Origin of the sequence: Oscillibacter sp. KLE 1745 (assembly GCF_000469445.2) — a bacterium.
In the GTDB taxonomy this organism is placed as follows: domain Bacteria; phylum Bacillota; class Clostridia; order Oscillospirales; family Oscillospiraceae; genus Oscillibacter; species Oscillibacter welbionis.
In genome coordinates this window covers 5,969-19,470 of the sequence record NZ_KI271757.1, presented here as the reverse complement: position 1 = coordinate 19,470, position 13,502 = coordinate 5,969, and the positions used below count along the sequence as shown (strand labels likewise).

Below are 13,502 nucleotides of genomic sequence, written 5' to 3'. Positions count from 1 at the left end.
CCCCGCCGCAGGCTATCGCCCGCGGCGGGTCTTCCATGCACGACGCAGCTTGAGCACTGTCAGAAATGCCTCCGTCGGGATCTGCACACTTCCCAGGGAGCACATCTTCTCTTTGCCGTACCCCACAGGACCTCCGGTTCTACGGGGACCCCTCATCCAATCAGAGCGGGCAGGCTGAGCCTGCCCGCTCCAAGGGTTTCCTTCCGAAACCGCTTGACGCCGCTCCCGCGGCGCCGGGCCGCTGGCCCGGGAAGGCGGGCTTACTCGTCCAGCTTGAGCACTGCGAGAAATGCCTCCGTCGGGATCTGCACGCTTCCCAGGGAGCGCATCTTTTTCTTGCCCTCCTTCTGCTTTTCCAGCAGCTTCTTCTTGCGGCTGATGTCGCCGCCGTAGCACTTGGCCAGCACATCCTTCCGCATGGCCTTGACGGTCTCCCGGGCGATGACCCGGCCGCCAATGGCCGCCTGGACCGGCACCTCGAACAGCTGCCGGGGGATGTTCTCCTTCAGCTTCTCGCACAGCCGGCGGGCCCGGGGATACGCCTTGTCTCTGTGGGCGATGAAGCTCAGGGCATCCACCGTATCGCCGTTGAGTTTCATGTCCACCTTCACCAGCTCGCTGGACCGGTAGCCGGAGAGCTCATAATCCAGAGAGGCGTAGCCCTTGGTGTTGGCCTTCAGCGCATCGAAGAAGTCGTAGATGATCTCGTTCAACGGCATCTGGTAGTGGAGCTCCACCAGATTGGTGTCCAGGTACTGCATGTCCTTGAACTCCCCCCGCCGGTCCTGGCACATGGGCATGATGTTGCCCACGAACTCGTTGGGAGCGATGATGTTCACCTTGACATAGGGCTCCTCCGCGTGCTCGATCACCGCCGGGTCCGGGTAGTTGTGGGGATTGTCCACCGTGACCATGGTACCGTCGGTCTTGTACACGTGGTAGATGACGGAGGGCAGGGTGGTCACCAGATCCAGGTCGAACTCCCGCTCCAGCCGCTCCTGGATCACCTCCATGTGGAGCATGCCCAAAAAGCCGCACCGGAAGCCGAAGCCCAGAGCTACGGAGCTCTCCGGCTCAAAGCTCAACGAGGCGTCGTTCAGCTGGAGCTTTTCCAGCGCGTCCCGCAAGTCCGGATACTTGGAGCCGTCCTCCGTGTAGATACCGCAGTAGACCATGGGCTGCACGGGCCGGTAGCCGGGCAGGGCCTCGGCCGTGGGGCTGGCGGCATCTGTGACGGTGTCGCCCACACGGGTGTCCTTCACGTTCTTGATGGAGGCGGTGAAGTAGCCCACCTCGCCGGCCCGGAGGCTGTCGCAGGGCTCCATGCCCAGGGGCAGCAGATGGCCGCATTCGATGACCTGATAAATGGCGCCGGAGGCCATCATCTTCACCTGCTGGCCCGTGCGGAGGGTGCCCTCCATGACCCGGAAGTAGACGATGACGCCCCGATACGAGTCATACTGACTGTCGAAGATCAGCGCCTTCAGGGGCGCGTCCGGGTCCCCCTTGGGGGGCGGCACGTTCTTTACAATGTCCTCTAACACCGCTTCAATGTTGGTGCCCATCTTGGCGGAGATCTCCGGTGCGTCCATGGCCGGCAGGCCGATGATGTCCTCCACCTCCTGCTTGGCCTTGGCGGGGTCCGCCGCCGGCAGGTCGATCTTGTTGAACACAGGCAGAATCTCCAGGTCGTGCTCCATGGCCAGATATGTGTTGGCCAGGGTCTGGGCCTCCACGCCCTGGGTGGAGTCCACCACCAGCACGGCGCCCTCGCAGGCGGCCAGAGAGCGGGACACCTCGTAGTTGAAGTCCACGTGGCCCGGGGTGTCGATCAGATTCAGTTCATAGTCCTCCCCGTCCTGGGCATGGTAGGTCAGCCGGACGGCCCGGGCCTTGATGGTGATGCCCCGCTCCCGCTCCAGGTCCATGTTGTCTAGCAGCTGGCTCTCCATCTCCCGGGCGGAGACGGCGTTGCACTTCTCCAGCAGCCGGTCCGCCAGCGTGGACTTGCCGTGGTCGATATGGGCAATGATGCTGAAATTTCGGATGTTGCTCTGTTTTGTCATATTCGGATATTCCTCCATCGGCCGGTCCACGCAAGGCCCGCATCAAGGGCCCGGCGCGCATCGCCGTTCTTTCAATCGGAATGGGGGCCCCATAAAATCCGAGATTCTATGGGGTGGTGAGGCGCAAGGGAGCGGATGCGGCATTCGCCGCCGGGCGGCTCTGCTCCGCCTGGGAGTCTCCTGTCACAGGGTTCCTCCCCGGGCCGCCGCTTTATGGGGCCGCAGCATGTTCTGCGTTCCACTGAATCCAGAAGCGCTCGTCCCAGAACTGGTCATAGTCATAGTGTACCACAAATTCCCGCCAGTTGGCGAGGGTCTCCTCCAGATTTTCCTCTGTCAGGCGGCCCTCCTCCCTTTGAAGCATGGCGAGAATCTCCCGGCAGACGCCGCCGGAGTGGTGGATATAGTCGCAGTAGTTGTCCAGATTCGTGACGATCTCCGGGTCCATGAGATAGCCGTAGAACTTCACATTGTCATACTGCAGCAGCGTCTGCCCTGCCTGGCGGATGGCCGCAAACACCGCCTCCGTCCTCCCCTCCCGAATGACCTTGTCCCAGAAGAGGATGCTGTACGGGGGCAGGAAGAAATCGAATTCCGTGTCCGAATGCTCTGTGACCCACCGTTCCGCCACCGCCAGATTGGCGGCCACATCGTCCCGATAGGCATCTGCGGGCAGCTCCTCCGCCGCAATCTCCGGCCGGTCATAGTTCTCCAGGGCGGAGATATGGTTCCACCACTCATTCCGGTCCCAGGTGAATCCCTCGTCGATGGTGTCGCCCTCTCCCCAGTGGTTGGAGAGCAGGGTGTAGGCGCTGTAATACAGCGTATCCTTGTTCAGCAGATATTGGATGTCATCCAGCGGATTGGCGTTGTAGAGATAGTCCGGCATGGCCGCAGTCACACCGCTCTCATCCCGGATCAGGGTGTTCACATCCAGGCCGAAGATCACCCGCTCCGGCTCCTGGGTCCGAAAGAGGACGTTCATCACCTGGTCGAACTCGCTGTAATACCCGTCCGGGATGGTGAGCCGCACCGCGGAGGTGCCGAAGGTCTCCTGAATCCAGCTGGAGCGGTAGTTGGCCGCCATGGAGGTGCCCACCAGCACGGTGTCCGCCTCCACATTCTTCGCCAGGCCCGCCATCTGGTACCGCTCATTGAACAGCACCGGCTGCCACTTGTCCGGCACCCGATAATACAGGCAGGGATCCACCACGTACACAACGGCTCCGCAGACCGCCAGCAGCGCCAGAATACACGCCAGAAGGCCGCAGACCCAGCGTCGATATGCTTGCTTCATACGGCCCTCCTCAGAAGTTGGAATAGATGAAGGTGGTGACGCCGGTAAAGGACAGCACACACCAAAGCGTCAGCACTGTGAGGGCCGCGCCCCGCCAGAGCGTAGGCCGGAAGTCCTCCATCCGACGGATGGTGTTCCGGGGCCAGAGGACGGCGACCATCCCCGCCCCATACAGCAGCACCACCCGCAGGATGTTTTTCCAGGGCGTGAAGGCGGGAATCAGCATCTGCACCGCGCTGGTCTCCTCGGCGAAAAGGCCCTCCAGCAGCCAGGCCGCCGGTTTTGCAAAGCCGCCGGTGACGGCCCGGCCCAGCAGCTCCAGGGCCCCGGCACAGTCCGGTGCCCGGAAGAACACCCAGGCGATGTTGACAAAGAGAAAGGTCAGCCCCCACCGGAGGACAAAGGGCAGCCGGTCCCGGCCCCTGCCCCAAACCCGTTCCACCACCTGGGCCAGGCCGTGGAGGGCGCCCCACACCAGGAAGGTCCACCCGGCCCCGTGCCAGAAGCCGCTGACCAGGAAGACGATGAGAATATTGCAATACGTCCGGATCGTGCCCCGGCGGCTGCCGCCCAGGGGGAAATACAGGCACTCCCGCAGGAAGGTGGTGAGCGTGATGTGCCACCGCTTCCAGAATTCCGTCACAGAGGCGCTGCGATACGGGGAGTCAAAGTTCATCGGCAGGCGGAGCCCGAAGAGCCGGGCCACACCGGCTGCGATGTCGCAGTAGCCGGAGAAGTCAAAGTACAGCTGGAGCGTATACCCCAAAATCACCAGCCAGGCCGCCGGAGCGCTGAGCTCTTCCAGATGTACCCAGCCGTTGTTCACCACAGTGCCGAAGGCGTCCGCCAGCAGCACCTTTTTGATGGTGCCACAACAGATGGCGTAGATACCCGCCGCGGCGTCGGACCAGTCCGGATGGAGGAATCCCTTTTCCCGCAGCTGGGGGAAAAAGATTCCGGGCCGCAGAATGGGGCCGGAGGTAACGGTGGGGAAAAACAGCCCGTAGAGCAGAAGGGAATCCCCCGGCGCGGGGACATATTCCCCGGTATAGACCTCCTTCAGCAACCACAGCTGCTGGAAGGTAAAAAAGCTCAGCCCCAGCGGAGCCCAGCCCACCTCCACCGCGCCGCCGGTGAGGAACTCCGTATACTTGAATCCCACCAGTATGGCGATGTGATAGACGCAGGCAAGAACCATTGTCCGGCGGCGGCCGCCGGACCGGGCCATCCGGCGGATGGCCCATGCTGTCACGCAGATGCCCGCCAGCAGGCAGGCAACGCCCCCCAGCACCACCGTCCATCCTCCGGGGCCCAGAAGGTAGAATACCGCGGAGGCCGCCGCCAGCATCGCCGCACCCGCTCGGGGGCTGCGCCGCCCCGCTGTCAGGCACACCGCCAGCGCTGCGGCCAGAAAGCCGAAAAAGGCCAGAGACTGAAAGCTCATCTGGTCTTCTCCGTCAGGCCGCTGAGACGGGCATCCGCGGTGCTCAGCACCTGGGTCAGGCTCTGACACCGTCCGGGGTATGCGGCGGTCAGGGCCTCGTTGGACAGGTCCGGGAACGCCGCCTTTTTGGCCGCCAGGGACCGCAGGCTCCGGGTGTACTGGATCTCCGAGAGCTTCATGTCCGCCTCCGCTGTGCCCATGGTGCAGGCGGCCGGGTCCAGAGAGAAGTACGCCTCGTTGGCGCCGGCGGTGCGGTACAGATGGCGGTACAGCTGGTACACCGCGCTGCCCAGATATCCGGCAGCGGCGTTGATGGACGCCTTGTCGTTCAGCTTGCCCAGCAGGCCGAACAGCACCCCCACAGCGCCGGAGAGCAGCTTGCTCTGGAGCGTGGCCAGCACGCTGCCCTGGAGGATGTTGCCCGGTTCCGCAGCGTTCAGGATCTCCTGCTCCGTCAGCATGTTCCCCTCCCGGGACAGGGTCCTGCCCAGGATGAAGTCCGCGGAGACGTGGTAGTAATCACAGGCCTTCACCACAAAGGCCAGGCCCGGTTCCCGGATGCCGTTTTCATAGTGGCTCAACAGGGCCTGGGAGATTCCCAGATCCCCTGCGGCAGTTCGCTGGGAGACGCCCCGCTCCTGCCGCAGCAGGGACAGGGTCCGTGAAAATTCAGTTGTGGAAGCCATCGTTCTCTCTCCTTCAGAGTTAAATACATAACGTATAGTTTAACAAATACGATACGGATTGTAAAGAAAAATCCCACGGATTCAGACATTTTTCGGGGGAAGGCGCTGCGGCGCCTTCCCCCGCTGTTTCCTTGCCGTCCAGCTCAGAACAGGCCCACCTGCCCCAGCAGCACGTCTCCCCCGATGCTGCGCACCTGGCGGGCATTCTCCTCCCACAAGCGGTCCGTCACCGCCATTTTGCGGATGATGTCCTGCACCGTGGCCTCCAGGGCAGACCCGGCCCGGTAGTCCGCCTGGAAGATATAATCCACCCGGCCCTTTGCCAGCAGGTCCTCCACACCGGCGCGGTTGCTGGCCTGGTACACAGCGATGGCCTGGCCGCCGTAGGCCCGCATCATCTTCATGCAGGGCACGTCGGAAAGGCCGTCCCCCATGTAGATCATACTGGTGAAGGGCACCCGCTTGCTGTCGTCAGGCATGGAGGCGTTTAGATCCCGGTCGTTGGACACGTCCAGCACGCCCTTGTTGATCCGGTAGACGAACTGGGTCTTGGCGGTGAAGTTCACCGCCAGCTTGGGCCACACGGGCACACCGCTCTCATCGTAGTAAAACTCGCTGGCATAGATCTCCTTGAATTCCCCGCTGATGGACGAGCCTTCAATGATCTCCCGCAGGCCGGAAGAGATGATGTAGTGCTCCACCTGGACACCCTGGCCGGCGCCGAAGTCGTTGATCCGCCGGAACCAGTCCTCCACACCGGGGAACAGCACGATGCTCCGCCCCTTCTCCACCAAGTCCGTCCGGGTGAAAGGACGGTTCCGCCGCGCCGCCTCCCGCAGCATGGTGTACATATAGGCCAGGATGCCGTCCATCCGGTTCCTGCGGCCGAAGCCGTTGGCCTCCGCCCAGAACTCTGCGGGGGTCATCCCCAGGGAGGGGATGAAGGCGTAGTCCTGCATATCGGTGGTGCAGAGGGTCTTGTCAAAGTCGTACAGAAAGGCCACGATGGGCTGTTGCTTCATGGCTGACTCCTCCAATCAAAAGACGTTGAGCGCCGGGACCGGGAAAGAAAAAAGCGGCTCCTGCGAGCCGCTTTGATCGTTCAGTCATCGCCGCCGGAGTAATTGCGGCCGAACTTCAGATCGTTGAGATTGATGCGGCGGGTAGGCTCATCCACAGGATCAGCCGCAAAGGGGTCCCCCTCCGGATAGTCGTCCTCCGCCGCCGGAGACGCCTCTTCCGCTTCCGCCGGGGCCGCTTCCTCCTCCACGCTCTGCTCGCTGAAAGCGGCCAGCACCTTTTCCTCGATCTGCTGGACGGCCTCCTCCGGCTCCTGCTGGGAAACCGGCTCCGCCGCCTCCACCGGCAGCTCGGGCAACTGCTCCAGGAATTTCAGCTCCTTCTCACAGATCTCTCTGCTGGCGGCAATGAACTGGGCCAGATCCCGCTGGCCCTGGTGCAGCCGCTCCTCGGCGGCCTCCACCTCCTGGCGCAGCTGGCCGATCTTCTCCCGGGCGCTGGTCTCCGCTTGGGCCAGGATCTCGTCCCGCTTGGCCTCTGCCTCGTGGACGATGGAGTCCGCCATCTTCTGGGCGGTCAGCAGGGTGGCGCGCATGGAGTCCTCGGTGGCACGGTAGTCCTCCACCTTTTCCACCAGGACCTTCAGCTTGGCCTTCAGCGCCGCGTTCTCCTTGTAGAGCGCGGTGTAATCATCGGTGAGCTCGTCCAGAAACTCATCGACCATGGCCATGTTATATCCGCCCATCACTGCCTTGGAAAAGGCGTGGGTGGAAACTTCCTGTGGTGTCAGCATAGTGCGATGTTACCCCCTCGTGTCCGCTCAGAAATAGAGGCCGTTGTTCTCCAGCTCGTCGATCAGGTCGCCCTCGATATCCACATGATAGGGCGTGATGATGTATGTATTGGCAGCCACCTTCTTGATCTTGCCCTCGCCAGCATAGGCCACGCCGGACAGAAAGTCGATCAGCCGCCGGGCGATATCCTTGTTGGTGGACTCCAGGTTCAGCACCACGGTCCGCTTGTCCTTCAGGTGGTCCGCGATCTCGGAGGCGTTCTCGAACCGCTCCGGCTTCACCAGCACCACTTTCAGCTGGGTGGTGGCGTGGATATTCACCACCTTGTTGCGGCGGTCCTCCACCTTGAGCTTCCGGTCCTCAAAGGCGTTTTGCCGCACCGGCTCCTCAAAGTCATCATACTCCTCGTCCTCATCCTCGTAGGGGTGGGTCCACTTTTTCAGTTCGTCCAATAAGCTCATAATAGCCTCCCATCGGAGCCGCGCTCCGGTCTTTTTCAGTTGTAATGGCGGGCGCCGAAGATGGCGCTGCCCACCCGCACCATGGTGGCGCCGGCACGGATCGCATCCTCATAGTCGCCGCTCATGCCCATGGACAGATATTCTAATTCATTATGAAACAATTTTTGGTTCATGTCAACATAAAGTGCCTGAACTTCCTGAAAATACCGGAAATTGGCATCCCTCTGCGCGTCTGCCGGGGGAATCGTCATCAGTCCCCGCACCCGGACATGGGTCCGCTCCAGGGCGGCCTCCGCTGCGGGGAGGACTTTCTCCGGTGCAAAGCCGCTCTTGGCAGCCTCCCGGCCGATGTTCACCTCCAGCAGGATGTCCTGCACCAGCCCCCGGGCCGCCGCCACTTTCTCGATCTCGTCCAGCAGCTCCAGAGAGCCCACGGACTGGATCAGGGCCACATGGCCCACCACCTGCTTGACTTTGTTGCGCTGCAGGTGGCCGATGAAGTGCAGGGGGGCGCCGTCGTAGGCGTGCTGCTCCAGCTTCTGTACCATCTCCTGCACCCGGTTCTCCCCCAGGGCGTCGATGCCGGCTGCCACGGCCTCCCGGCAGGCGGCGGCATCGTTCATCTTGCTGGCGCCCACCAGCAGGATCTCCTTCGGGTCCCGGCCGGCCTCCCGGGCCGCCGCGGCCATGTTCGCCCGGATCCGGGCAATGTTCTCCGCAATTGTCATCAGCGTTCCAATACTCCTTTCCAGCGGCCGCCCTGCGGCCATCTCTCTGTCAGCTGCCAATCACCTTTCCATCATATAGGTCATAGGCGGTGATGATCACCTCGTCCCCCGCCCGGAGGCGAATCTGCTCCTGGGTCTTGCTGACCTCCTCTGCCGTGTCCAGCGTGGAGCGCACCAGGGCGAAGTCATCTCCGCTGTACAGCACGTCCACCGGTTTGAAGCGGGCCTTCATGCCCACCATGCAGTAGACGCCGGTCTCGCTCACCACGGACTCGTTCCCGTCCTCGTCCGTAACCGTTCGCTCCCGCACCCGTAGGGCCTCCTTGGGCACCCGGATGCCCGTGGTGGTCTGCCGGATGACCTCGGCGCTCTGCTGGCGCAGCAGCGTCAGCTCCGATAAATAGGTGTCCCCCTGGAACACCGCCACCACCCGGCCGCCTTCCGCCTCGCTGATATGGGTCAGCTTCACGCTCAAGTCCCGGCCCACGCCCTTGGCAAAGCGCAGCTTCAGTCTCCCGCTCTCCTGCAGGGTCTGGGCCTCGCTCTCCTCCAGGGCCGTCACATAGTACCAGGTGTCCCCCAGCACCAGTTTGCCCACCCGGTTGGAGCGCAGGGACTCATCCGGCTCCAGGGCCGCCAGGGTCCTGGGCGTCAGCGTCTCCAGGCTCTCCGGCGTTAGAATGTTCTCATATCCGTCCACCACGGCGGAATAGAGCCCCGCCTGCGGCGCAGTGATCTGCCGGACAGAGCTTCCCGCCTGGGCCCGCAGGCTGCTCAACTGGCTCTGGAGCTCCGCCATCTGGGCGGACAGGTCCTCCGTGTCGGAATACGTGTAGTCCCGCTTCATCACCAGGCTCCGCAGCTCGGCTCCGCAGTCCTCCGCCGTGTCCAGCCGGTCCGCCGCCAGAGCGCCCCGGTAGTCGCGGATCGTCTGGAGGATCTGGGCGTCCAGTCGCAGAGAGACCTCCGCCCCCAGCGCCGCCTCCTCCGCGTACTGCAACTGTTCGATCTGGGTATGGAGGGATTGGATCTCCTTCTGGCGGTCCAGCGTCGCCTGGTCCGCGTAGACCAGCGCCACCACGCCGCCGTCGCTGATCCGCTCGCCCTCCGCCCGCTGCAGCTGCAGCAGGCCGCTGGTGTCGTCCGTCAGGATCGCCTCGTCCCGCACCACATAGCCGGACAGCACCGTGGACATCTCCACCTGATACTGGTAGGCGATGGTGGTGGTCAGCGGGTCGCCGAAATAGCGCACCGCCTGAATCGAGAAATAGGCCAGCACGCCCAGCGTGACCGCTGCCAGCAAAAGTTTTGTGCCAAGGGTTTTCTCTTTCATGGTTACCTCTTTGTCTCTGTCCGCGAAGCCTTCCCGGCCCCATGCGGGACCCTCTGCGGAGGCGCAGGCCTCCGCAGCCTCCAGCTCCACCGCCGGACGCACCTGCGCGATGGCGGAGGTCGTGTGCTTGAAATGATTTTCTGCCCGCCAGTTCTCATTTCCCCAGGCACGGCGGGCTTTGCCCGCCGTGCTCAAGGTTTTGGTCCGCAAAACGTGATCCCGGCCTAAGCGCCGCCCTTTAGGCGGCGGACCTCAAAACGGGTCCGCAGGCCGCTCATGCGCCCGCGACGGCCGGTTCCTCACCCTCCAGATCCACCGGCCGCACCGGCGCGATGGTGGAGATCGCGTGTTTGTAAATGATCTGCTGCCGGCCGTCGCTGTCCAGCACCACCACAAAGGCGTCAAACCCCGCGATGGTGCCCCGCATCTGGAAGCCGTTCATCAGAAACATGGTGACGGGCAGCTTGTCCCGTCTGGCCCGGAGGAGAAACAGGTCCTGTAAATTCGCTTTTGTCTGCATATATGTCCGCTCCTTTTTTCTGTATGAGTCGGACGATTTCCCTGTCTCCCGTCCGCTCACCGCTAGAATACGCCAGCGGCGGCCAGGATTTCCGTCGAAACCTGGAGGGCCCGGGCAAAATCCCGGTCTTTTTCCCACCAGATCCAGTGAATGTCCGGATTTCGCCGCAGCCAAGTCAGCTGGCGCTTGGCGTATTGCCGGGAGCGGAGCTTCACCTCCGCCACGGCCTCCTCCACCGTGGCGGTGCCGTCCAGAACCCCCAGGAACTCCTTGTATCCGATGGCCTGGAGAGCCGTGGCCTCCCGGGGCAGGCCGCTTTCCAGCAGCTGCCCCACCTCCTCCAGCAGGCCCGCCGCCACCATGGCGTCCACCCGGCGGTCGATCAGGGTCTTCATGTCCGCCCGGTCCCGGAACTGGAGGCCGATCCACACGGCGTCGTACCGGGGCGGCAGGTCCCTTGTCTCCGCGTTGTGGGCGGAGATGGTCTTTCCCGTCTCCCGGTAGACCTCCAGCGCCCGGAGGATGCGCTTCTCATCCGCCGGATGGAGGCGTTCCGCCGCCTCCGGGTCCACCTGCCGCAGCTCCTCCAGAAGCGGGCCGATGCCCTCCCGGGCCAGCTGGGCCTGGAGCTCCCTGCGGACAGCGCCGCCGGCGTGGCCGCCGGCGAAGGTCCGGCCCTGCACCACCGCATCCAGCCACAGCCCGGTGCCGCCCACCAGGATGGGCCGCTTTCCCCGCCGCAGAATGTCGTCCACGATGGGGACGGCCGCCCGGGCGTACCGGGCGGCGGACCACTGTTCCGCCGGGTCTGCCACGGCAATCATGTGATGGGGCACGCCCTCCATCTCCTCGGCGGTGGGGGCGGCGGTGCCGATGGTCATGCCCTTGTAAATCTGCATGGAGTCGGCGGAAACCACTTCCCCGTCATACCGCTTTGCCAGCAGGACACCCAGCTTCGTTTTGCCGCAGGCCGTCGGCCCCACCACACAGATGATCTTCTCAGCCATCGCCGTCTCTCCTCTCGCCTGTCAAGGCTGTTCCGCTTCTGATGCATCGATATACTCACTGTATACGATCCGCTCCCGGATGTAAAGGGGGGCCCTCCGCAAGCGGACAGCAGAAGCACCAGTGCCAGCGCAGCCGGCAATCTCCCCCTTACGGCAGCCGCCTCCTTTTCAGAAGTCCTCCGCCAGCCTGCGGGCCTTCTCACAGGCCTCCGTCAAAATCTCCTCCGTCTTGGCGGGATCCAGGTCCAGTCCGCCGGCAAACACATAGCTGAACGCAGGGATGCCGAACATGGCGCACAGCTGCTTCCAGTACAGGACACCCAGACTCTCGGGCTGCTCCAGATCCCCGCCGGAGGTGAGATAAGCCAGCTTCTCTGCCCGGCAATCCCCGTGGCAGCCGTCGGCCTCGTAGTGATAGGTCAGGCCATTGGCGGAGATGTACTCAATATACGTCCGCAGGGCCGCCGGGAAGGTCAGGTCCCAGAAGGGTGCCGCCACCACCACCCGGTCCGCGGCCCGGAACTGGCGGGCCAGATCATACACCGGCGCATCGAAGCACCGGATCCCCGCCAGGGCGTCCCGGTCGTTCAGCATCTCCGGCGCAAAGGGCTTCAGCGCCAGCAGGGCCTCTGGTTCCACAGTCTCCACCTCGGCCTCCGGATGCCTGGCCTGCCATGCGTCCAAAAACGTTCTCGCCAGCACCAGGGTGCGGGATTCCTCCCCTCGCTGGCTGATGCAGCCGTTGACAAACAGCAGTTTCATGCAAATCACTCCTTCTCCTCCAAAAGGGTGGTAATGATGGGCTTCCCCTCCCGGTCCAGCAGGGGCGTCATCCCGCCGGCATGGCCGGTGGAATGCCACAGGTAGTTGACCCCGGTCTCCCGGTCCACCCAGACAGAGTTTTCCTCAAAGCCGGTGCTCTCCACACTGGTCCGCACAAACCGTTTTTCCTTTTTTGCCATATAGGAAACCTCCTGAAAAATTCGTCACTCCCATCTCCGCCAGGAAAAAGGGCTGGGGAAAACCCTGCGGTTTTTCCCAGTTCGTTCGCCGCGGGCGAACAAAGAAATCTCAATCATTTTCGGCAGGGCGTGTACCTGCCGAAAATCCGTTGACCTGTGCGCCTCGGGCGCACACACCAGTGACCGACGTCACTGGTGAGGGGGGACGCAGTCCCCCTTCGAAGTCTCACGCCCGCTTGAACATCTTCTCCAGCTCGTACTTCGTCAGCTTCACCGCCACCGGGCGGCCGTGGGGGCAGTATTTGATCTCTCCGCTCTGTACCCGGTCCACCAGCACCCGCAGCTCCGCCGGATCGCTGACCCAGCCGCCCTTGATGGCCGCCTTGCAGGCCATGGTATGCAGCAGCGCCTCCCGCTTTTCATCCGGGGATCTTCCGGTCCGCAGGCGCTCGGCAAACTCCTCCAGAGTGGGCACCGTGTCGGCGGCGTCGATGTCCGCCGGCACCTCCCGCACCAGCAGGGCGCCGGCCCCGAAGTCCTCGCAGGCAAAACCGAACTGCTCCAGCAGGGGCAGGTTCTCCAGCAGCAGCGCCCCGTCCTCCCGGCTTAACTCCGCCGCGATGGGGGCCAGCAGCGTCTGTCGCATGGGGGGCTCCTGAGCATTTTTCAGCTTGTCAAAATTCATCCGCTCGTGGGCGGCGTGCTTGTCGATGAGCCAGACGCTGCCGTCCTCGCTCTCGCAGATGATATAGGTCCGCAGCACCTCTCCGGCAATCCGCCAGGGTGCCTCTTTCGTCTCCAGAACAGTCGTCTGGCCCGGTAGATCCTCCGTCAGCTTCAGCCGCTCCGGCGGGATGGCGGGCACAAAGGGGCGGGGAGCAGATTCCGGCGCGGTCGTCTTTTCTGCAGGGACGGACACTGGGGCAGAGGTCCAGGGGGCGGAGGGAGCCGTCCGCTCCGCCCGTGGGGCGGTCACGGAGACAGGCGGTCTGCCCAGCGCACCTTTGTTGCAGGAGGGTGCAGGCGGGCTGCTTTGCTGCGTGTCTGGCGGCGACGTCACAGAGGCGGGCGCCCTTCCCAGAGCGCCCTGGGCCGCGGACTCTGAGCGCTTGGTCTGGTAAAAAGAGGTCTGCCCGCTGTCCGCCACCCGGGCGGGCGCCCGCAGCTCGGTGTTCCAGGCGGGC

13 protein-coding genes and 1 pseudogene are annotated in these 13,502 nt (G+C 63.6%); all 14 read right to left on the bottom strand.

Going from position 1 to position 13,502, the window contains the following annotated elements:
• Positions 1 to 260: 260 nt before the first annotated feature.
• A complete protein-coding gene (gene lepA, locus HMPREF1546_RS14480; RefSeq protein ID WP_036631281.1) occupies positions 261 to 2,066 on the bottom strand; it encodes a translation elongation factor 4 in 1,806 nt (601 codons plus the stop codon).
• Positions 2,067 to 2,277: 211 nt separating this feature from the next.
• A complete protein-coding gene (locus HMPREF1546_RS14475) occupies positions 2,278 to 3,363 on the bottom strand; it encodes a hypothetical protein (RefSeq protein WP_021751197.1) in 1,086 nt (361 codons plus the stop codon).
• A 10-nt stretch (positions 3,364 to 3,373) separates the two neighbouring features.
• On the bottom strand, positions 3,374 to 4,807 hold the full coding sequence (locus HMPREF1546_RS14470) for an MBOAT family protein (RefSeq protein WP_021751196.1): 1,434 nt from the start codon (positions 4,805 to 4,807) through the stop codon (positions 3,374 to 3,376).
• A complete protein-coding gene (locus HMPREF1546_RS14465) occupies positions 4,804 to 5,493 on the bottom strand; it encodes a helix-turn-helix domain-containing protein (RefSeq protein ID WP_021751195.1) in 690 nt (229 codons plus the stop codon). Before HMPREF1546_RS14465 ends, HMPREF1546_RS14470 begins: the two co-directional genes overlap by 4 nt.
• A gap of 143 nt (positions 5,494 to 5,636) precedes the next feature.
• Positions 5,637 to 6,515, bottom strand: a complete 879-nt coding sequence (locus HMPREF1546_RS14460; protein WP_021751194.1) for an HAD family hydrolase — start codon at positions 6,513 to 6,515, stop codon at positions 5,637 to 5,639.
• An 80-nt stretch (positions 6,516 to 6,595) separates the two neighbouring features.
• Positions 6,596 to 7,306 (bottom strand): DivIVA domain-containing protein, encoded by a 711-nt coding sequence (locus tag HMPREF1546_RS14455; protein ID WP_021751193.1) that lies wholly within the window; start codon positions 7,304 to 7,306, stop codon positions 6,596 to 6,598.
• Positions 7,307 to 7,333: 27 nt separating this feature from the next.
• Positions 7,334 to 7,768, bottom strand: a complete 435-nt coding sequence (locus HMPREF1546_RS14450) for a cell division protein SepF (protein WP_021751192.1) — start codon at positions 7,766 to 7,768, stop codon at positions 7,334 to 7,336.
• Positions 7,769 to 7,803: 35 nt separating this feature from the next.
• Positions 7,804 to 8,496 (bottom strand): YggS family pyridoxal phosphate-dependent enzyme, encoded by a 693-nt coding sequence (locus HMPREF1546_RS14445; protein ID WP_036631279.1) that lies wholly within the window; start codon positions 8,494 to 8,496, stop codon positions 7,804 to 7,806.
• 49 nt (positions 8,497 to 8,545) lie between these two features.
• A complete protein-coding gene (locus HMPREF1546_RS14440) occupies positions 8,546 to 10,039 on the bottom strand; it encodes an HlyD family efflux transporter periplasmic adaptor subunit (protein ID WP_021752062.1) in 1,494 nt (497 codons plus the stop codon).
• 64 nt (positions 10,040 to 10,103) lie between these two features.
• Entirely contained in the window at positions 10,104 to 10,349 is a 246-nt protein-coding gene (gene hfq / locus HMPREF1546_RS14435) for an RNA chaperone Hfq (RefSeq protein WP_021751189.1), read from the bottom strand.
• A gap of 62 nt (positions 10,350 to 10,411) precedes the next feature.
• Entirely contained in the window at positions 10,412 to 11,356 is a 945-nt protein-coding gene (gene miaA, locus HMPREF1546_RS14430) for a tRNA (adenosine(37)-N6)-dimethylallyltransferase MiaA (RefSeq protein WP_021752061.1), read from the bottom strand.
• 168 nt (positions 11,357 to 11,524) lie between these two features.
• Positions 11,525 to 12,118, bottom strand: a complete 594-nt coding sequence (locus tag HMPREF1546_RS14425) for an NAD(P)H-dependent oxidoreductase (protein ID WP_021750626.1) — start codon at positions 12,116 to 12,118, stop codon at positions 11,525 to 11,527.
• 5 nt (positions 12,119 to 12,123) lie between these two features.
• Positions 12,124 to 12,318 carry a DUF6440 family protein gene (locus HMPREF1546_RS14420; protein WP_021750627.1) on the bottom strand — a complete coding sequence of 65 codons (195 nt, stop codon included), beginning with the start codon at positions 12,316 to 12,318 and terminating at the stop codon, positions 12,124 to 12,126.
• A gap of 226 nt (positions 12,319 to 12,544) precedes the next feature.
• A pseudogene (locus tag HMPREF1546_RS18485) lies at positions 12,545 to 13,502 on the bottom strand (DNA mismatch repair protein MutL); the annotation flags it as partial.

What these genes read in the sequence shown, in the direction of transcription:
- HMPREF1546_RS14450 (WP_021751192.1), bottom strand. Translation starts at nt 7,768, where the DNA reads ATGAGCTTATTGGACGAACTGAAAAAGTGGACCCACCCCTACGAGGAT.
- miaA (WP_021752061.1), bottom strand. Translation starts at nt 11,356, where the DNA reads ATGGCTGAGAAGATCATCTGTGTGGTGGGGCCGACGGCCTGCGGCAAA.
- HMPREF1546_RS14420 (WP_021750627.1), bottom strand. Translation starts at nt 12,318, where the DNA reads ATGGCAAAAAAGGAAAAACGGTTTGTGCGGACCAGTGTGGAGAGCACC.
- HMPREF1546_RS14460 (WP_021751194.1), bottom strand. Translation starts at nt 6,515, where the DNA reads ATGAAGCAACAGCCCATCGTGGCCTTTCTGTACGACTTTGACAAGACC.
- lepA (WP_036631281.1), bottom strand. Translation starts at nt 2,066, where the DNA reads ATGACAAAACAGAGCAACATCCGAAATTTCAGCATCATTGCCCATATC.
- HMPREF1546_RS14465 (WP_021751195.1), bottom strand. Translation starts at nt 5,493, where the DNA reads ATGGCTTCCACAACTGAATTTTCACGGACCCTGTCCCTGCTGCGGCAG.
- HMPREF1546_RS14475 (WP_021751197.1), bottom strand. Translation starts at nt 3,363, where the DNA reads ATGAAGCAAGCATATCGACGCTGGGTCTGCGGCCTTCTGGCGTGTATT.
- HMPREF1546_RS14425 (WP_021750626.1), bottom strand. Translation starts at nt 12,118, where the DNA reads ATGAAACTGCTGTTTGTCAACGGCTGCATCAGCCAGCGAGGGGAGGAA.
- HMPREF1546_RS14445 (WP_036631279.1), bottom strand. Translation starts at nt 8,496, where the DNA reads ATGACAATTGCGGAGAACATTGCCCGGATCCGGGCGAACATGGCCGCG.
- HMPREF1546_RS14455 (WP_021751193.1), bottom strand. Translation starts at nt 7,306, where the DNA reads ATGCTGACACCACAGGAAGTTTCCACCCACGCCTTTTCCAAGGCAGTG.
- HMPREF1546_RS14470 (WP_021751196.1), bottom strand. Translation starts at nt 4,807, where the DNA reads ATGAGCTTTCAGTCTCTGGCCTTTTTCGGCTTTCTGGCCGCAGCGCTG.
- hfq (WP_021751189.1), bottom strand. Translation starts at nt 10,349, where the DNA reads ATGCAGACAAAAGCGAATTTACAGGACCTGTTTCTCCTCCGGGCCAGA.